The organism is Frankia sp. CgJB1 (genome assembly GCF_977947065.1).
In genome coordinates this window covers 1-19,465 of sequence record NZ_CDWTNB010000064.1, presented here as the reverse complement: position 1 = coordinate 19,465, position 19,465 = coordinate 1, and the positions used below count along the sequence as shown (strand labels likewise).

Here is a 19,465-nt window from a genome sequence, read left to right as displayed (position 1 = left end):
CCTAGGACCACAGCACCTAGTTACGGTAATCGAATATGAGTTCGACATTGGGGGTTGTGTGATCTACACTTGATCCATGACCATCACTGCCGGCCCGGCCCTCGGGCAGCATCTGGTGCTGTTGGGTTTGGCGGTAGTGGCCGAGCAGGTCGGCGGCCTGTTGGACGCGCCGGTGTGGTCGTTGTCGGATGCCGAGTTGTACGGCGCCCTGGACGACTGTTCGGTGGAGCTGGCCCGCCTGGCCGCGGTGCGGCTCGCGCTGGTGCGGGAGGCCCACGGCCGGAACCTGGCCGTGCGGGAGGGGGCTACCAGCACCGCGGCGCTGCTGCGGGAACGGCTGCGGATCCGGCCGGGGGATGCCCAACGCCTGGTCGATCTGGCCCTGGCCGTGGACGGACCGCTGAGTGCCACCGGTGCGGCCCTGGCCGCCGGCGCGATCACGGTCGAGCAGGCGGTCGAGGTCCGCACGACGATCCGTTCCCTCCCCCGCGACCTGGACGCGCAGGTGTACACGGCGGCGGAGGCATCCCTGCTGGAGCTGGCCCGGATGTTCGACCCCCGCGAACTGGCCCGTCTTGGCCGGCACCTGCGGGAACAACTCACCCGGATCGACACCAGCCCCGGCGGCGATGACCCCGCCAACACCGGCAGCCAGAACGGCGACCGTGAGGGCGCCGACTCCGGCACGTCTCCCGGCCCCGCAGGGGGCCCGGCCGGCGATGACAACCAGAACCCGGGCAACGGCAACCAGGATTCGGGCGACGCCCCCGGGGATCGGCGCGGCCTGTGGATCATCGATCTGCCCGGGGGCACCACCCGTATCACCGGCGAACTCGACGCCGAAGCCGCCGCGCTCCTACGCAGCGCACTCGACCCGCTGGCCAAACCCCGTCCCGCCGACGACGGCACCCCGACCCCCGCACACCTGCACAGCGCCGCGCCGACGCCCTCGTCGACCTCCTTCACCGCACCCTCACCACCGCAGCTCTGCCCGTCACCGGCGGCGTGCGCCCTCACCTCACCGTCACCGTCCCCTGGACGGCACTACTCGGCCAGGGAGGTACGCCCGCCACCACCAGCTGGGGTCAACCTCTGCCGGCCAGTGTCCTGCGCCGCCTGGCCTGTGACGCCCACGGTCACCCGCGTCGTCTTCGATGCGGCGAGCGTCCCCCTCGACGTCGGACGGGCCCACCGCACCGCACCCGCGGACCTACGCCGCGCCGTCATCGCCCGAGACGTCTGCTGTTCATTCCCGGGGTGTGATCGGCCGCCGTCATGGTGCGAAGTTCACCACGTTCGTCATTGGATAGACGGTGGAAGAACCTCACTCGACAATCTGGTACTGCTGTGTGGATATCATCATAGGCTCATCCACCACCACGGCTGGATCGTCCGAATCGGCCACGATCGCCGGCCCGAATTCATCCCCCTGCCCTGGGTCGACTCCGACCAGACACCCCGACGCAACCCCTACAGCCGACATACCTCCGATCTCCTCCGTGCGGCAACAGTTGGATAGACCGGCTCCTAGCTGAAGGAAGGAAGGCCCGAGTTTGAAGGCCCAGCTCAAAAATCTCCAGAATATCTTCGCTCGCGCTGCCGTGAACAGCGCTACACGACGAGCCTGTCGTCCGACTTCCTGGAGTGGCTCGCGTGGCGCCGTCGCCTGAAGGCGATCAGCCGAGTGTGGTCGTTAAGTAACACGCTATCCATGCCGTGCGATAGCCGGACGTGCGTTCGTCTCGTTGGACGAGAGTGGGCGAATGACTCGTTTGCTCCTCGGCCCCATCCACCGGCACACCGAGGCAACGCGTGTCACTTTGTGGATGGAGGTCGACGCTGCTTGTGATGTCGAGGTCCGGGTCCCGCGTGGCGCACTCGCACGTGCGACGTTCGACCCGCCGGCTGGGCAGGCCCGTACCTTCGAGGTGGCCGGGCACCACTACGCAGTCGTCGTGGTCGAAGGCCTGACGCCGGGAGAGCCGGTTCCCTACGAGGTGTGGTTGACGGACGAGGTGTGGTTGACGGGTCCCGGGCCCGGAGGGCCGGCGGTCGGGTCCGAGCCGCCCACCGACGGCGCGGTGCGGGTCTGGCCGGAGCCGGGCAGGCCGCCGAGCCTGCTGCGTCCCGTCAAGGACGAGGGGCCCCTGCGGCTGGTCTTCGGCTCCTGCCGGGTGACCGCGCCGCAGGAGCAGCCGTACACCCTGAACGCCGATCAGGACAGCCGTGGACTCGGCACGGATGCGCTGCACGCCCTCGCCCTGGAACTGCCCGCGCACGACCCCGCCTCCTGGCCGGATGTCCTGCTTCTGCTCGGTGACCAGGTCTATGCCGATCATGTCTCCTCGCAGACGGCGGCGCGGATTCGTGACCGGCGGGATGTCACCGTCCCGCCGGGGGAGGAGATCGCCGACTTCGAGGAGTACACCTGGCTGTACCAGGAGGCGTGGTCGCAGACGGACATCCGCTGGTTACTGTCAACGGTCCCGACGGCGATGATCTTTGACGATCATGATGTGCGAGACGACTGGAACATCTCCGCGGCATGGCGTACGGAGATTAGGGCCGCGCCGTGGTGGGACGCACGCGTCACCGGCGGGATTATGGCCTACTGGCTCTACCAGCACCTCGGTAACCTGGTCCCGGCCGTCCGGGAGTGTGATCCGGTGTTCCGGGCCGTGGTCGAGGCGGGAACCCCCGCAGTGCCCGAGGGCGGGGCCGCCCCGGCTAGCGTGGCGGAGCAGGTGCTGCGTGCGTTCGCCCGACGGGCTGACGAGGCGGCAGACCACCCCGACGTGACCGCGGGGCGAACTGCCGCGGCCGATGGCCGGGTCGGTCCCCGTGCCGTCGCCCAGCCTGAGGGTGCCCAGCCTGAGGGCCACGGCGAACCGGCAGGCCGGGCGGTGCGATGGAGTTTCCGATGGGACCTCGGTCGGACCCGGCTGATCGTGATCGACTCCCGGTGTGCACGGGTGGTGTCCCCCGACGGTTCGCGGGCGATGATCGACGCCGTCGAGTGGGAGTGGGTGCGGGAACAGACCCTGCACGACGGCGAGGTGGATCACCTGTTGCTCGGCACCTCCGTCCCGTTCCTGCTGACACCGACGATCCACAACGTCGAGGCGGCCAGCGAGCTGATTGCGGGCGGGCGGTGGGGCCGACGGGCCGCGGCCGTGGCCGAGCGGGTCCGCCAGGCCCTCGACCTCGAACACTGGTCGGCCTTCGGCTCCTCCTTCGCCGCGATGGCGGAGCTGCTTCGGTCTATCTCGGCGGGGGAACGCGGTCCGGCGCCGGCCAGCGTGATCGTGCTGTCCGGTGACGTGCACCACGCCTATCTGGCCCGTGCCGACTTCCCGGCGCAGTCCGACCTCACCGCCGCGGCCACGGCGCCGAGCCCAGTGTGGCAGGCGGTGTGCTCGCCGTTCCGCAACCCGCTCGGTCCGGCGATCCGGCGGGTCGACGCGATCTCCCGGCGCGCTCCGCTAGCCGCATTCTCCGCGGCCTTCGCCCGCCTTGCCGGGGTGCGGGGCCGGTCCATCCGGTGGACGGTCACCCACGGACCCTGGTTCGACAGTCAGCTCGCCGTCCTCGAGCTCGACGGACGCGCGGCCCGGTTCCGGCTGGAGAAGACCGAGCCGGACGGCACCCCCGGCGGCCTCGATCCGGTGCTGGTGGCGGATCTCGCGCCGGCGAGGTGATCCGTGGACGGGCCGGGCGGAGAACGATCCGCGTACCTACTCGTTCCGTATACCTACTTGATATACCTACTTGATACCTACTCGTTCCGTGTCCTGGTCCTGGTCCCTGGCGTCGACTGTGACGCCGATGTCGCCCCCGAGGTCGCCCCCGATGACGGATGTCCGACAGTCGTCACGGCCGTCCCCGGTGCGGGCCACCTGACCGTCGTCGTGGCCAGGTCGCGGGGGTAGACGGTTCTGAACGTCGTACCGGTGGCCTGTTCGATCGCTGTTGCGGAAAGTGTGTTCTGGTGGGTTCCGTCGAAATGGACGCCGTTCCACGGCATGATGGTCGAACTCGCGGGTAGATTCAGGGCGGTCAACGCGGAGCGGACCAGTTCACGATCCGCACTGCCCGCGTCGTCGATTGCCTGCGCGATCGTGGTCACGGCGGTGAAGGCCTCGGCCGCATCCTCGGTCATCGGCGCCCCGAAATCGTGCAGATAGCGGTCGATTACTCTCGCGGCCAGCGGATTGGCCCGGGCGATGGGCATCGACCAGGCGACCTGACGGCTGACCCGATCGGCGAACTCGGGAACCGCGGCGAGTCGGGCGGCCTCCGCCGGGTCGCCGTACACGACAACCGCGGGTGGTATGTACCCACCATCCCGGAAAGTGTTTCCCAGAATTTCGCCCTGGCTGGGAGAAATATTCGTCAGTACAACGTCGGGTGCAGCGGTTCGCAAGGCGCCGACGGCGGCGGCCAGATCGCCGGTACCCGGCTGGCCGGTACCCGGCTGGTAGGCCACGCTCGCCACGACCGGGTAACCGGTCTCCTCGGCGAACTCTGCCACAGTCGCCTGCATATCGAGGCCGGTGGCGTCGTTGGTGTAAAGCAGGGCGACGCGTCGGCGCTCCTGGCCCGGCTGCTCGGCGTCACGCAGCAGGGACAGGAAGGTGCCGCCGTAGTCGGCCGCGTCGGGTCCGATCCGGAAGAACCAGCTCAGCCCACGTTCGGTCAGCGCCGTCAGCGGCGGGCCTCCGTTGACGAACGGGATCTGCAGGCGTTCGGCCCGCTGGCTGGCTTCCAGGGTGGCGTCCGGGGTGAACGCGCCGACGATGCCCACGACACCGTGGTTGGTCATTAAGCGTGACGTGACGTCCGCGGCCTGGCGCGGATCGCTGCTTGTGTCCAATGTCACAACAGAAAGCTGGGTCCGGCCGGATGGCCCCCAGGCACCTCTGGTCTCGTCGCCCGCCCAGCTTTCGCCGGCGTTGATGAGACGGCTGGCGAGCTCTGCTCCGCGTTGTGCGTCACGCCCCGTTTCGGGATTGCCCTGGGTCAGGGGGGCGAGCAGTCCGATCTTGACCTCGCCGGAAACTCGGGCCGGCTCGGCTTTGCCACCGCCATCGCAGGCGGCCAGCGCGACTACGGAGAGAAGCGCAAGGCCCGCGACCGTGCTTCGAAACCCGTGGATCATCGCGCTCCCCGCATGCCCGGCTCGGTGAGGAGCGAAAGCTGGCAGTGGCCAGGGGCGACACTAGTTGTTTGTCGGGCAACAACCGCAGCCGGGCTGCCCGGCAGCGCGGGTGATTGACGGGGCCGATCGTCAGGCGACCCCACCGGCGGCGGCATCGGGCGCCCACATGGCCTTTGCAGGCCAAGGCATAGTCTTTGCCGGCCGGGGCCGGGACTGGCCTGGCGGGACAGTTCCAGAGGGCGATCCGAGAGGGCGAGAGGTACGGATCTCGTGGTCCAGCCGGGAAGAAGGCGGGTCGCGACGGATGACCCGCCGGGGTCCTCTGTCGAGGGCCGGCATCGTGGCGCGGGCACACCCGGGGACCGGGAGCAGCTATCCCCGGTGCGGCGTCGGCGGCACTCGGCGGGGGCCTCGACCGCTACGGCTCCGACCGCCGCCGCGGCCATGACCGGGGCGGGGGAGTTCCGATCGCGTCCGTGGCGGCGGCCGCGCCTGCACGACCTCCCCGTGCGCGGGAAGCTCTTCGCGGCGTTGGCGGTGTCCATGGCGGCCTTCCTGGCGGTGGCGATTCTCGCCGGCGTGACCTGGCTGTCCGACGCCGCCAGCTACGGTCACGGGGTGACCGCGGCGAAACTCGGCCGGGACGTGACCGCGGCGGTGCACGAGATGCAGCTCGAGCGGGATCTCGCCGCGGGCTTCATCATGAGTGGGCGTGGCGCCAACCCGACCAGCAGGGCGCTGGCCGACCGGCTGAACACCGAGCAGCGTGTTGTGGACAAGGCGCTGACCCGTTTCCAGGCCTCGCTAAGGTCCTCCTCCGGCTGTCTCGGCCGAGGGGCCTCCCCGCTGTCCGCGCAGGTGCGGCAGAGCATCGCCGCACTGCCCGCGCTGCGCCAGGCCGTCCGGGGCGGGAAGCTGCCCATCGGCGCGATCCTGAGCGAGTACTCGACCACGATCAGCCGCCTGCTCGCCTTCGACCGCCGGATCGGGCAGGACAGGAACGACGACGAGCTCCGCTACTCCACCATGGTCCTCAATGACCTGTCGACCATCAAGGAGATCAACTCCCAGATCCGCGGTCAGCTCTACGCCACGGCACTCACCGGCCGGTTCGAGTTCGGCGCCGCCGAACGGATGTCCGGTCTCCTCGCCGAGGAACAGACGGCCGAGGACGCGTTCCGCGCCGCAGCCCGCCCCAGCGACCGGATCCGCTACGATCAGATCGTCAACGGTCAGGCGCTGCTGACGGTCAAGCGCACCCCCGACCGTGCCGTCCAGCGTCAGCGACTGCCCGACCTCGGCATCGATCCCGACCAGTGGTTCGCGGCCAGCACCACCCACATCGAGCTGCTGCGCACCGTCGAGACCGGACTGCTCGACAACGTCATCGGGTCCGCGAGCGAGCTGCGCTCCACCGCCTGGGAGCGGACCGCCATCCTCGGCGCGCTGATTATCACTATCATGGTCGGTGCGATCGTGTGGACGCTGGCGATCGCGCGCACGATGACCGGCCCCCTGCGCAGACTGCGGACGGGCGCCCTCGACGTCGCCCACGAGCGCCTTCCCCACCTGATCGAGCAGCTGCAAACCGCGTACCCGGACCAGGTCGACACGACGATCCGGTCCATCGCCATCGCCATCGACTCCCGTGACGAGATCGGCGAGGTCGCGCGCACCTTCGACGAGCTGCAGCACGAGGCGGTGCGGCTGGCTACCGAACAGGCCGGCCTGCGGCGCAACGTCAACACCCTGTTCCTGAGCCTGTCCCGGCGCAGCCAGAGCCTCATCGAACGGCAGATCGCGCTCATCGACCGGCTGGAGGCCACCGAGGAGAACCCCCTCCAGCTGGAGAACCTGTTCAAGCTTGACCACCTGGCGACCCGGATGCGCCGCAACAGCGAGAACCTGCTCGTGCTCGCGGGGGCTGGACCGGGCCGGCGCCGGGCGGGTCCGGTACCGCTGGGTGACGTGCTGCAGGCCGCGATCGGCGAGATCGAGCAGTACGAACGGATCCAGATCATCGAGGTGCCGGAGGTGCAGGTTGCCGCCGACTCCGTCAACCACGTCGTCCACCTCGTCGCCGAGCTACTGGAGAACGCCGCCCAGTTCTCCCCGCCATACCTCGCGGTCGACCTCGCCGCGTCCCGCCTCGACGACGGCAGACTGCTCATCATCATCATCGACGACGCCGGCCTCGGGATGTCGGAGAAGGAGCTGACCGCAGCCAACCAGCGGCTGGCCGAGCCTCCGGTGTTCGACTTCTCGATCGCCCAACGCCTCGGCCTGTTCGTCGTGGCCCGCCTGGCCGCGCGGCACGACATCGCGGTGCGGCTGGCACGCTCGGATACCGGCGGGGTTTGCGCGCTCGTCCATCTGCCTGCCGTGCTGTTCGTCGCGGGCATCCCGCCTCGTGGCACCGCGCCTCGTGGCAACGGCCTAGCGGCTCCCGGTGCGACGGGCCTGAACGGTCACGGTCCTACAGGTCCTACCGGTTCTGCGGGTCCTACCGGTTCTGTGGGTCCTGTGGGTCCTGCGGGGCCTGCGGGGCCTGCGGGGTCGCTCGGCGGTCCCGATACGCTGCCGGCCGGTCTCGGCTCCTACACCTCCTACACACCGACCGAGGAGTGGTTCCGGCCGCGCGGTGTCGATCTTGGCGTCGTCGACGAGCTCGCCGACGACGCCGACTCGTCCACCGTGGCCGAGGCCGGTGGCGGGTCGCGTCTGGGCGCCGCCACGGGATCGGAGGGCGGGGCCGTCCTGCCTCCGATCGAGGAGGCGGTGGCCGCGCTCCGTCGTCGGCGCGAGCGTGGGGCGGACAGAAGGATGCGCGCCGCCGCGGCGCGGCCGCCCGAGCCCTCCGAGCCCTCCGAGGAGAAGTTCAACTGGTTCACGCGAGATCCGGCACCGTCGCGTTCCGCGGTGCGCATCCCACCCGCGTCCCTCGAGCCATCCGCGTCCCTCGAGCCACCCGCGGCCGGTGGGGCGGCGCGGTCGGGCGGGGCGGTAACCGTCGGTGGGGTATCGGGCTCGGGCGAAGCGGCGGTGAGTGACCATCCCCCCATCGGGCCAGATGGTCCCAGGACCCCCTCCGGGCTGCCGATCCGCGCCCCGCAGACCCACGGGCTCCTCGGTCCGGACCCGTTGGGCACGCCCCCGTCCAGGTCCGCGACCGCTCGCCCCCCGATGCCGGCCCCGACCTTTTCGGCTCGGCAGCGGCGCTCACGCCGGCCCCGGAACAGCAGACGGTGGCGCCCGAACGGATCCGCGGCCGCCTGAGCCGACTGTACGAAGGCGTTCACCATGCTCGTGGTGTCAAGGGAGACCCCTGACGAGCCTGGCAGCGACGGATGACCATCCGCATCCCTCCTGCCTGCGCGCGGACACCGCACTCCCTGATTCGCACCCCCTGATTCGCATAGTCTGGAGGACGCGTGACCCGCGCGGATCCCGAGAATCCCTCGCTCGACTGGCTCATCAACAACTTCGTCGACTTCGTGCCCGGTGTGGCCAATGCGATCGTCGCGTCCTCGGACGGGCATCTTCTCGCCGTCTGCACTGGTTTCCCGCGTGAGCGGGCGGAACGGCTGAGTTCCCTCGCGTCCGGTCTGTTCAGCCTGACCTTGGCCGCCGCCGACTTCGTGGACGGCGGCCACGTCACCCAGACCATCGTCGAGATGGCCCAGGGTTCGCTGCTGCTCATGGCCGTCGGGGAGGGGTCCTATCTGGCCGTGCTCGCCACCAACACCTGCGATATCGGGCTCGTAGGGTACGAGATGACGGTGCTCGTCGCCCGGACCCGGGAGGCGCTCACCCCGGCCCGCCGCGAAAATGTGTGACCAGGTGCCCACCAGGTGACATCCCCCATGACCCCATACCCCATGACCAGGTGACCAGGTGATCACGTGAACGGGGACGCGGTGGAGCCGTCGGGCGAGCTCGTGCGGCCGTACACGGCGACCCGCGGCCGGGCGCGCCCGTCCCGTCTGCTGGCGCTCGAGGCCATGGTGACCACGACACCGCTCGGCCGCGGGCGGCTGCCGGTCCTGCTTCTCGAACAGAAGTCGATCGTCGCGATGTGCGTGCAGCCTCAGTCGGTGATCGAGATCGCGGCCGAACTGCGTTTGCCTGTGGGCGTAGTCCGCGTGCTCGTCGCCGACGCGGCGGCGGACCGCCTGGTGGAGATCTCCCAGCTCACCATGCCGACGGGAGCCCCGCAGCTCGAGTTGCTCGACCGGGTACTCGCCGGCCTGCGTCGCCTTTGAGCCGGCGCGCTCTGAGCCGGCGCGGCATTCCGCGCCGCTAGGCTGGACAGAGCATCGAGCTTACGTGAAGCTTCGGATCACGCTTATTCTGTCACGTCGCCTCAGGGGACGATCGATATGATCCAAAAGCTGATGCCTCCCGTGTCCCGCCATCCGCTCACCCGCGCGCTCGTCACACGTACCCCCCTTGCCCGGGGGATCATCGATCGCTTTGTCGCCGGCCCGTCCGACGCGGACGCGGTCGCCGCGGTAGCCGGACTTGCGGACCTCGGCCTCCTGGCGACGGTGGATCTGCTCGGTGAGGACATCACCCGTGCGGAGGACGCGGCCCACACCCTGCTGGCCTACCTCGGGCTGCTCGACCTCGCCGACCGCGCGGGGATCGCCGCCGGTCTCGACGTCTCGGTGAAGCTGTCTGCGCTCGGTCAGGCCGTGCCCCGCGACGGCCGCAAGCTGTCGTACGAGAACGCCGCCGAGATCTGCGCGCGGGCAGCGGCGGCGAACGCGACGGTCACCCTGGACATGGAGGATCACACCACCACGGACTCGACGTTGGACACCCTGGTGGAGCTGCGTCGGGACTTCCCCTCCGTCGGCGCCGTCCTGCAGGCGCAGCTTCTGCGCACCGAGACGGACTGCCGTGACCTCGCCACCGCCGGGTCACGGGTGCGGCTGTGCAAGGGCGCCTACCGCGAACCGCCCGCCGTAGCCCACCAGGGACGTCCGGCTGTCGCCGCCGCGTACGCCCGCTGTCTGGGAATCTTGCTCACCGGATCGGGCTATCCCATGATTGCCACTCACGACCCCGCCCTCCTGAACCTCGCCGGCCGGTTCGCCGAGCACGTGGGACGCCTGCCCGCGACCTTCGAATACCAGTTGCTGTACGGGGTACGCCCGGTCGAGCAGTGGCGGTTGGCGTCGACCGGGGCCACGGTGCGGGTGTATGTGCCCTACGGGGCGGACTGCGTGCCGTACCTGACCCGGCGGCTGGTGGAGAGACCCACGAACCTGCTGCTCGCCGCTCGCGCGCTCCGGAGTCGGGCCTGAGATGCGGTGGGCCTGAGATGCGGGCCGGCTGAGACGCGGGCCGGCTGGACGGGGGACGGAGCGTGCGGCGGGACGAAGCAGAGCGCGTGGCGACCGGACCGGTGACGGTTCCGGTCGCGCGTAACGAACCGGTCCGTTCCTACGCCCCGGGTAGCCCGGAACGTGCTAGTCTGCGGCGGGCCCTGCTCCGGCTGGGCGGTGAGCATATCGAGCTGACCAACACGATCGGGGGACACCAGCATCTCGGCGGCGGCCCGGCCCGCGACGTCGTGCAGCCTCATGCATACCGGCGGGTGCTCGGAACGCTGCGAGAGAGCACCCACGCGGACGCGGCCGAGGCGGTCGCCGCGGCGAAGAAGGCCGCCCCCGGCTGGCGGGATCTGGGTTTCGCGGGACGGGCCGCGGTGCTCCTGCGCGCCGCGGAGGCCCTCTCCGGCCCATGGCGGGACACGTTGAACGCGGCCACCATGCTGGGCCAGTCGAAGACCTGCCAACAGGCGGAGATCGACGCCGTCTGCGAACTGATCGACTTCTGGCGGTTCAACGTGATGTTCGCCGCCGAGTTGCTGGCCGACGTGCCGGCCAGCGGGGCCGGGGAATGGAACCGGCTGGATCTGCGTCCGCTGGAGGGATTCGTCTACGCGGTCAGCCCGTTCAACTTCACCGCCATCGCCGGGAACCTGGCGACCGCGCCGGCGTTGATGGGGAACACCGTCGTCTGGAAGCCGGCTCCCACGCAGGCGTTTGCCGCGCATTTCCTGATGCGGCTGCTGGAATCGGCGGGGTTGCCGCCCGGCGTCATCAACCTCGTCGGCGGTTCGGGTGAACCGGTCAGCGACGTGGTGTTCTCCGCCCCGGATCTGGCCGGCGTTCATTTCACCGGCTCTCCCGCCGTCTTCGCCCGGCTGTGGCGGGCGGTCGGCGAGAACCTGGACGGCTACCGTTCCTATCCGCGGATCGTCGGGGAGACCGGTGGCAAGGACTTCGTGGTGGCGCATTCCTCGGCCGACGTTGACGTGCTGCGTACCGCGCTGCTGCGGGGGTCCTTCGAGTACAGCGGCCAGAAATGCTCGGCGGCCTCCCGGGCGTACCTGCCCGCAAGCCTGTGGCGGCGCCTGGACGCCGAACTCGCCGCCGCGACCGAGGCACTGTCGGTGGGGGACGTCAGCGACTTCGACCATTTCACCGGTGCGGTCATCGATGCGCGCGCCTACGATCGCCTGGCCGCCGCATGCACCCGTGCTGCCAGCGATTCGACCGTCACCGTTCTCGCCGGGGCACAGTGCGACGACGCTGTCGGCTGGTTCGTCCGGCCGACGGTGCTGCTCGGCACCGATCCCGGGCGGGAGTGGTTCACCCGCGAGCTGTTCGGCCCGATCCTGTCGGTTCACGTCTACGACGACAACCGGCCGGGGGCCTGGGACGACGTGCTGACACTGATCGACCGGACCTCGTCCTACGCGCTCACCGGTGCCGTCGTCGCGACCGACCGCTCGGCGATCGCCCGCGCCGAACACGTGCTGCGCTTCGCGGCCGGCAACTTCTACATCAATGACAAGCCGACCGGGGCCGTGGTCGGCCGGCAGCCGTTCGGCGGCGCTCGCCGTTCCGGCACCAACGACAAGGCCGGTTCCGCGCAGAACCTGCTGCGCTGGATCAGCCCACGGGTGATCAAGGAGAATCTCGCTCCGCCTGCCGACCACGTGTATCCCTACATGGGGCCCGGGGCCTTTGGCGTGACCGGCGACCGTGCGTCCGGTGGCGCGTCCGGTGGTGTCGTGGGTGGGCTGCCGGACGACTCCGCCGGGGGTCCCCCGGCCCCTGACCGCGCGCCCTGACTGCGGGCGCCCTGACTGCGCCCCGTGTCCGTGCCCCCGGAATCCGGTAAACGCGCAGACGTTTCCCTAAGAGGATCTTAGACTGATATTCCTGATTGGTCCGCTACCCCGGGAGACGGCATGTCCGGATCTACTCGCGAACGTCACATTTTGACCTTTTGCGGAAAATGCAACTGTGGTTGCCCGGAGCTCTTCGTCGACCACGAGGCTCCGGCGGAGCGGCGCATCGTGCTGACCGATGACTTCGGCCAGCGGATCCAGATGAGTGTCGAACAGCTCCAGGCCATCGTCGACGAGGCCCGTGCCGGCAGCATCACCGCACTGGTCGACGCCGAACTCGCCCTGGGCGTGAGCTGACGTGCGACGTGCCGTAACTGGACGGGAGCCTGGACGGGGGAACCCGCGGATCGGTGACACACCACCACCCGGCAGCGGCGTACGCACTGGCCCCACCACAGGCGGTGGCCGTCGTTGCCGCGGTCGCCTGCGCGTTGCTGGCGATGTTCCACGCCGGACGTCTCGCCGGCGCGCTTGTGCGAGCCCGGCGGAGGGCCGTGTACCCACCGGCCGAGATTGGGCACACGGTGGTGGCCGCGGGAATGGTCGTCATGTTCGTCGGCCCACGCTGGATGACGTCGTCGGTGGTGTTCGCCGTCGCTTATCTGGCGCTGGCCGGCGTCTTCTTCCTTCTTGTCCTGACGGACCCGACCTGCGAGCCGTCGCGGTGGTCCTGCTGCTCGATGCTCGTCATCGAGGGGTTGGCGATGGCGTACATGGCCCGAGCGGACAGGTGGCCGGTCGGTGATTCGACCGGTCTGACGAATCTGACCGACTGGTTCGCGGTGATCTTCGCTGTGGCGGTGCTGGCTGCTATCGGTGGCCCGCTGGTCCGCAGGGTCAGACCGGGCTGGGCGACCCACACGCCGCCGGTGACATCGGCCACGTCCCGACTGGTCATGGCCGGCGCGATGCTGCTGATGCTGCTCTGACGGGCGGGTGCCGGTCTACCCGCCATACTCCCGTCGGTATTCCCACCGGTGTGGCCCGAACGGGTGTGGATGGGCGTTGAATCGAGGCCATGAGCCAGCCACTCGCGACCTTCGCGGGGGGCCCCGCCGCGGGCCCCCCGTTCGCCTTGGAAGAGGGCGATCGCATGCTGCGGGTACGCCTCGACGGCGGCGAGATGTACGCCAAACAGGGAGCCATGGTGGCCTATCGCGGCCGCGTCGACTTCGCCTACAAGGGCCAGGGAGTCGGTGGATTCCTGCGGCGGGCGGTTACCGGTGAGGGCCAGGACCTGATGAGGGTCGCCGGCCACGGAAGCGTCTGGTTCGCCGAGTCCGGAAGCCACATCTCGGTCTTCACGCTCGACAACGACAGCCTGACGGTCAACGGCCGCAGCCTGCTCGCGCTGGAGTCCGGCATCCGCTACAAGGTCACCACGACGTCCGGTGGCATCGGCGCCATGATCGCCGGTGGGATCTTCAACACCGAGGTTTCCGGCAGCGGCGGCGTCGCCGTGCTGTGCCTGGGCGCTCCCCTGGTGTTGTCGACGGACGAGCCGGTCTGCGTCGACCGGGATGCCGCGGTCGCCTGGACAGCGGGCATACGTACCCGGGTGGTCTCCTCGTTCAAGATAGGCAACCTCATGGGGCGTAGCTCGGGGGAGCTCGCGCAGATCGAGTACTCCGGCCGGGGGGGATTCGTCGTCGTCCAATGTGGTGAGACGCCGGCCGCCGGGACCGCCACCGATCGCCACTGAACCGACTGCCGGAAGCGTGCCGGCAGGGGCTCGCCGGGCCGGCACGAAGTCGTCGCGGGGAAATGACGCCATGATTATGACGGTCCGTCGCACGCTTCCCGCGCGCTTCCTCCGTGCGGGATTTCTACCTTACAGTAAACCTTACCTGCATTTACGTTCAGGCGGATGTGAGGGGTGTGGGTTCAGGTTCGCTGCGAAATCCGTATCCGTGTGATGTGCTGTCCGCTGGAGGTTCCGCCTGTCGGCTCGCGCGGACCGTCGGAGGTCATCGCCGCTGGTTGAGGCGCCACGGCGGGTCGATCAAGCGGTGCGGGACGGGGCACTCCCTCGGTATGATGACGAGCGGCGTCCGGCCGGCGATGTCCGACAGGAGGTGGAGGTCATATGGTGACGCGTGGTGACGTGGAAATCATCGAAATTCTGAACAGTGTGCTGACGAACGAGCTCACGACCATCAACCAGTACTTTCTGCACAGTCGTATGCAACGTAACTGGGGATATCGGCGGATCGCCGAGCACTATTATCACGAGTCGATCGACGAGATGAAGCACGCGGATCAGCTCATCGAGCGGGTGCTGTATCTCGGCGGTCTGCCGAACCTGCAGCGTCTGCACACGCTGCGTATCGGGGAGACGGTGCCCGAGCAGCTCGAGGTGGACCGGTCCGGGGAGTTCGAGACGGTTGACCTGCTGCGCCGGGGGGTCGCACTCTGCCGGGAGCGGGGCGACGTCGGATCGGCCGTGCTCCTCGAGCGGATCCTCGTCTCCGAGGAGGAGCACATCGACTGGCTCGACGCCCAGCTGGAGCTGATCTCCCAGCTTGGTGCGGCCCATTACCTCGCCCAACAGATCCATGAGGAGTAGCGGAAGGTAATGGGCGGTGGCGAGGAATGGCGGAGTAATCCCGTTTTCGTTTCCTCGCCGTTACGCACTGTTGTTGGCGCTGCGAACGGGTCGATCCTTTGAGTGTCATGGTGTCGGGTCTCGCCATGCAAGCCCCATCCGACTGGCGATAGTGTCCAGTCGGGGGATCGCGCGGAGGATTGCAGCAGCGAAGCCGACCGTCCACAGGGTGCCGTCGAGGCGGTGCCGCGGGAGAGGAGGGGGAGGGCCGATGAGCATCGCCGGGTCCTATCCGCCCCCTCCGCTCCGGGTGGCCGCCGGCTCCACCGCACCGCCCATCTGACCTCCGAGAGCTCCGCACGGGACTCCTCGGATGAATTCCTTATGAATGGAAAGGATCGTGCGCTAGTGGCGACGTACACGCTGCCGGACCTGAACTACGACTACGGTGCTCTGGAACCGTCCATTATCGGGCAGATAGTCGAACTGCACCACGACAAGCACCACGCGACCTACGTCAAGGGTGCCAATGACACTCTTGAGAAGATCGCCGAAGCGCGCGACAAGGGCGACTTCGGTGCCATCGTGGGCCTGGAGAAGACGCTCGCCTTCAACCTTTCCGGGCATATTCTCCACTCGATCTACTGGGAGAACCTCTCGCCGGACGGCGGGGACAAGCCGGACGGTGCGCTCGGTGAGGCCATCGCCGCCGACTTCGGTTCCTTCGACGCCTTCAAGGCGCAACTGAACGCGGTGACCACCACGGTGCAGGGCTCCGGGTGGGGCGTCCTGGCCTACGACGCCACCGCGCAGCGTCTGCTCATCGAGCAGGTGTACGACCACCAGAGCAACGTCGGCGTGGGCAACACCCCGCTGCTCGTGTTCGACGCCTGGGAGCATGCCTGGTACCTGCAGTACAAGAACGTCAAGGTCGACTACGTGGCGGCCCTGTGGAACGTCGTCAACTGGGCCGACGTGGCTGCCCGTTTCGTGAAGGCCAAGGGCGCGGCGGCGGCCTGACCGTGGTGCGGGTTGGTTCCCCGACGCACAGGACCGTGCCCGGAGAACCGAAATAGTTGATCATTAAACGTGCACGAACAATGTGCGCGGATCATGACAAGGGCAGCGCCTCCGGCGGTGCCCTTGTCGTCATTTTCCGGTGTTTCGGGGCGGGGTCCACGAGGTCCGGTCACCGGCTTCGCGGCCGGCTTCCCGGCTGGCCTTGCCGCCGGTCTGGCCGACCGGACACCTTTCGGTCGACGTCACGTCAGCGTCGGGCCGGCGTGTCGTGGAGTGATATACGACACACCGTGAACGGCTTGACGGCTTCCCTTCTCGCTACGCAGGGTAGTAGACATGTTCGTGGACGTGTTCCGGCCCGATCGACGCCAGTCCGAGATCCTCCCGTCGCCGTCGTCCTGGCGACGTTGTCGCTGATCTGCCGGCGGCCCCGAGCCGAGCGATCCGTCCCGGCCGCGGGCGGCCAGCGGTCCGGCATCCTCCGCCTCCCGGTGGGCTCCTGACGTTCGCCGGCAGGCGACGTGCGGCAGGTGGTCGTTTCCCAGGGGCCGGCTCCCGAGACCGACCGCAGCGGTACCGCCGTCGAAGAACCACCCGTCGCCGCTGCTGGTCACCCCGTACGACTCGCGAGCACGGCCGCCGCGATGTCCAGGCCGCCGTTGTCCTCGCCTCGTGGCGGGCGGCAGCCGCGTGTTACTCCGGTCGCCGGGCCGTCGGACCGATCATCGGCGGGCCGGACACCTTCCCTCTCCTACTCTTCAAGCCCTCTCCGAGTCTTCAAGCCCTTTCCTAGTCTTCAAGCCCTTTCCTGGTCTCCGAGGCGAGATCAACGATTGATGTCGCCTCGACGCCGCGCCCGCGGCACGTCCGGCCCGCCTGCCGCGACGATCCGTTCCGTCCGAAGGAGATCTGGCGCCGATGCCGTCGCCGACCACTCAGTTGTCCGTCGATGATCTACGGATGGCCTCGCCCACCTCGTCCGCGGCGGGCAGGCAGTCCCGCGCCCGCGCCATCGTCGGTCCGCAGCGGGGCAGCTCCGTCGCGCCAACCGCAGGCAGGCCGGCCGCGACACCCACCGCACCCACCGTCTCTCCGGCGTCGATCGTCTCTCCGGCCTCCACTGCCGTCCCGGCCGCGATCCCGGTTCCGTTGACGCGTCGGCTCCCGGCGCCCTCTCCCGCCTCCGGCGGGGCACCCGGGGAATATGTGCGCGCGGTGGTCGCGGTGCTGCTCGGGCGCGGTGAGCAGGCCGGCCCGTTCCACCTTCTCGCCGATCGGCTCGCGCTGGACGGCTACCTGGTGACCGTCGTTCCCGACGGTGGCCGCCGGGTGCCCGCGGTGGCCGAGAACCGGGTGCCGGGCGTCCCGTTCGTCCTCCTCGGTTCCGACACGGGGGCCCTCGCGGCGCTGGCGATGGCCGCCTCCCCTGCGGTACGCCCCGACGGTGTGATCCTGGTCGGCCTGCCGCTCCTGCAGGTTCCCGTCGCGGGGGTGGCCATCGAGGAACCGTTGCCGCGTGCCCTGCCCGACCTCCCGATCCTGCTCATCCACGGTGCGCAGGACAAGGTCAGCCCGCTACCCCTGATCCGGATGACGACGCGCACCGCGTCCCGGGCGGAGCTCGTGGTCGTCCCGGGCGGCCACGATGTGCTGACGGGTCCGGGGCGTCGCAGCGTCGCCGCGCGGACCCTGCTCTTCCTGGAGTCCCTCCGCGAGGCCTGACCCCCGGCGAGCCTGCCGGCCCGGAGCCGGCAGCGGGTCGCGATCGTCGCCGCCCGCATACTCGGCACGGCCGTTCGGCCCACTCGGTGAGGGCCGAACGGCCATCCGGGCGTGACATCCGGCGGATCGGCTGGTCCGTCCCGGCAGGGCACCGTTGACGACACCGCCGCCGGACCCCTGCGGGTCCTGGCCAACCGTCGTCTACTCCCTGTTACTCTCCGTTCCCTCCGGGAGAGATCATGTTCGCCGCAGAGGTTCTGACCGCTGAGACCGCTCTGACCCCTCCCGCTCCGCCGAGTTTCCTCGGCGGGCCAACCCCCACGCTGCACACCGTGGAGACGACGACCGCGCTGCTGTTCTTCGTGGGCGAGCGGGTCTACAAGATGCCCAAACCCGTCGTGGCCGGATCCGTGGACCTGCGACGGCGGCAGGCGCGGGAAGAGGCCTGCCAGACCGAGGTGGCCCTCAACCGGCGGCTGGCGCCGGACGTGTACCTCGCCGTCGCGGACGTCCGCGACGAGGCCGACCTCCTGCGCGATCACATGGTCGTCATGCGTCGGCTGCCCGTCGCGCGCCGCCTGACGACGCTGGTCGAGCGGGGTGGGTGGGTTGATCCACAGCTGCGTGACCTCGCGCGCCGACTCGCGGCGTTCCACGAGAGCTGCGAGACCTCGGCCCGGATCGGTGCGGCGGGCAGCCTGGCGGCTATGCAGGCTCGCTGGCTGGACCTGCTGCGCGCCGTCGCGCCGTTTCGCGGCGAGGTCCTGGCCGCCGATGTCGTCGACGAGATCGAGCGACTCGCGCTGTGCTACCTCGCCGGGCGGGCTCCGCTGCTGGCTGAGCAGCGGCGGGCCGGCCGGATCCGGGACGGTCACGGCGATCTCATCGCCGACCACGTCTTCTGCCTGTCCGACGGCGTACGGGTGATCGACTGCCTGGCGTCCGACCGGCAGGGCCGGATCGGTGACGTGTTGGCCGACGCCGCGTGCCTCGCGATGGACCTGGAGCGGCTCGGCGCGCCGGACGAGGCGCGCCGGTTCCTGGCCTGGTACCGGGAGTTCTCCGCCGAGACGCATCCGGTGTCGCTGGACCATCACTCTACATTGCCTACCAGGCGGTCGTCCACGCCAAGATCGCCTGTCTGCGGCACAACCAGGGTGAGCCGGGCGCCGCCGAGCAGGCGGCGCGGTTGGCCGCGATCGCCCTCGACCACCTGCGCCGCGGCCGCGTCCGCCTCGTCCTTGAGGGGTCGATCAGCGACGAGCAGGCCATCGCCGTCTCCCGGCCCGCCGAGGATGTGGATGGCGTGGGCGTGGGCGTGGGCGTGGGCGTGGGCGTAGGTGTGGGCATGGGCGTGGGGGTAGGCGTGGAGGTGAACGGGGCCGGGGCGGAAGCGTGGGCGGGGGCGCTGTGCCGCGCGCGAGAGGCGCTGATACACGGCAAGACCGTCGTGCTGGACATCTCCTCCGCCCGTCCCGACGATCTTGTCCGGATCGCGGCGCTGGCTGAGAAGACGGCCGCGGATCTGGTGCGGTCCCGCTGACGCAGCCGATCCGGACACCCGACCCGGACCGGGAAGTGATCCGCGCTGAGGAGCGTTCCCGCTGGTTCCGGCGATACGAGCCCCCCGTCGTTGCTTAGAGTAATCGGATCGGGGTGAAGCGCGTACGCTTAGTCGCCGTGACGACTGTAACGTCGCCGCCGCCCGCGCAGAGTTGGGGAGCCCCCTCGGCCGGTCGCCGGGCGACCGCGCGTCGTCGCCGTGGCGGTGGGGAGCCCGGTGGCCCGGGCGGCCCGCGAGCGCGGTGGGGCG

The 19,465-nt window shown here is 69.6% G+C and carries 16 protein-coding genes and 1 pseudogene; 16 read left to right on the top strand and 1 reads right to left on the bottom strand.

Annotated features, from left to right (window positions below; translation table 11 throughout):
* Positions 1-76 precede the first annotated feature (76 nt).
* The 3 genes and pseudogenes from AC08OT_RS09630 to AC08OT_RS09620 all read left to right on the top strand — a co-directional run bounded on the left by AC08OT_RS09630 (position 77) and on the right by AC08OT_RS09620 (position 3,698).
* Positions 77-1,263, top strand: a pseudogene (locus tag AC08OT_RS09630) (DUF222 domain-containing protein).
* Positions 1,226-1,519: an HNH endonuclease signature motif containing protein gene (locus tag AC08OT_RS09625; protein WP_476592654.1), complete on the top strand. Its 294-nt coding sequence runs from the start codon at positions 1,226-1,228 to the stop codon at positions 1,517-1,519. Before AC08OT_RS09630 ends, AC08OT_RS09625 begins: the two are co-directional and overlap by 38 nt.
* A 244-nt stretch (positions 1,520-1,763) precedes the next feature.
* Positions 1,764-3,698: a DUF7800 domain-containing protein gene (locus AC08OT_RS09620; protein ID WP_476592642.1), complete on the top strand. Its 1,935-nt coding sequence runs from the start codon at positions 1,764-1,766 to the stop codon at positions 3,696-3,698.
* Between the two features lie 77 nt (positions 3,699-3,775).
* Here AC08OT_RS09620 and AC08OT_RS09615 read toward each other — a convergent pair whose 3' ends face one another.
* On the bottom strand, positions 3,776-5,158 hold the full coding sequence (locus tag AC08OT_RS09615; RefSeq protein ID WP_476592643.1) for an ABC transporter substrate-binding protein: 1,383 nt from the start codon (positions 5,156-5,158) through the stop codon (positions 3,776-3,778).
* A 507-nt stretch (positions 5,159-5,665) separates the two neighbouring features.
* Between AC08OT_RS09615 and AC08OT_RS09610 the strand changes: the two genes are divergently transcribed.
* From AC08OT_RS09610 to AC08OT_RS09550, 13 genes are all read left to right on the top strand, one after another.
* Positions 5,666-8,434, top strand: coding sequence for a sensor histidine kinase (locus tag AC08OT_RS09610; protein ID WP_476592644.1), 2,769 nt, complete (start codon positions 5,666-5,668; stop codon positions 8,432-8,434).
* A gap of 155 nt (positions 8,435-8,589) precedes the next feature.
* The gene (locus tag AC08OT_RS09605) at positions 8,590-8,994 is read left to right on the top strand and encodes a roadblock/LC7 domain-containing protein (RefSeq protein ID WP_476592645.1); all 405 of its coding nucleotides are present in this window, start codon (positions 8,590-8,592) and stop codon (positions 8,992-8,994) included.
* Between the two features lie 66 nt (positions 8,995-9,060).
* Positions 9,061-9,420, top strand: coding sequence for a DUF742 domain-containing protein (locus AC08OT_RS09600; RefSeq protein ID WP_462187236.1), 360 nt, complete (start codon positions 9,061-9,063; stop codon positions 9,418-9,420).
* 117 nt (positions 9,421-9,537) lie between these two features.
* Positions 9,538-10,467 carry a proline dehydrogenase family protein gene (locus AC08OT_RS09595; protein WP_476592646.1) on the top strand — a complete coding sequence of 310 codons (930 nt, stop codon included), beginning with the start codon at positions 9,538-9,540 and terminating at the stop codon, positions 10,465-10,467.
* Between the two features lie 86 nt (positions 10,468-10,553).
* A complete protein-coding gene (pruA, locus tag AC08OT_RS09590) occupies positions 10,554-12,305 on the top strand; it encodes an L-glutamate gamma-semialdehyde dehydrogenase (RefSeq protein ID WP_476592647.1) in 1,752 nt (583 codons plus the stop codon).
* Positions 12,306-12,455: 150 nt separating this feature from the next.
* Entirely contained in the window at positions 12,456-12,662 is a 207-nt protein-coding gene (locus AC08OT_RS09585; protein WP_476602736.1) for a hypothetical protein, read from the top strand.
* Positions 12,663-12,715: 53 nt separating this feature from the next.
* Complete coding sequence (locus AC08OT_RS09580; RefSeq protein WP_476592649.1) at positions 12,716-13,294, top strand: DUF5134 domain-containing protein; 579 nt, start codon at positions 12,716-12,718, stop codon at positions 13,292-13,294.
* A gap of 89 nt (positions 13,295-13,383) precedes the next feature.
* Positions 13,384-14,067 carry an AIM24 family protein gene (locus tag AC08OT_RS09575; protein WP_476592650.1) on the top strand — a complete coding sequence of 228 codons (684 nt, stop codon included), beginning with the start codon at positions 13,384-13,386 and terminating at the stop codon, positions 14,065-14,067.
* 384 nt (positions 14,068-14,451) lie between these two features.
* A complete protein-coding gene (bfr, locus tag AC08OT_RS09570; protein ID WP_476592651.1) occupies positions 14,452-14,931 on the top strand; it encodes a bacterioferritin in 480 nt (159 codons plus the stop codon).
* A 387-nt stretch (positions 14,932-15,318) separates the two neighbouring features.
* A complete protein-coding gene (locus tag AC08OT_RS09565; RefSeq protein WP_462187230.1) occupies positions 15,319-15,930 on the top strand; it encodes a superoxide dismutase in 612 nt (203 codons plus the stop codon).
* A gap of 918 nt (positions 15,931-16,848) precedes the next feature.
* Positions 16,849-17,652: an alpha/beta hydrolase gene (locus AC08OT_RS09560; RefSeq protein WP_476592652.1), complete on the top strand. Its 804-nt coding sequence runs from the start codon at positions 16,849-16,851 to the stop codon at positions 17,650-17,652.
* A gap of 239 nt (positions 17,653-17,891) precedes the next feature.
* Positions 17,892-18,992 (top strand): aminoglycoside phosphotransferase family protein, encoded by a 1,101-nt coding sequence (locus AC08OT_RS09555; protein WP_476602735.1) that lies wholly within the window; start codon positions 17,892-17,894, stop codon positions 18,990-18,992.
* An 8-nt stretch (positions 18,993-19,000) separates the two neighbouring features.
* Positions 19,001-19,195: a hypothetical protein gene (locus AC08OT_RS09550; RefSeq protein WP_476602734.1), complete on the top strand. Its 195-nt coding sequence runs from the start codon at positions 19,001-19,003 to the stop codon at positions 19,193-19,195.
* Positions 19,196-19,465: the final 270 nt, after the last annotated feature.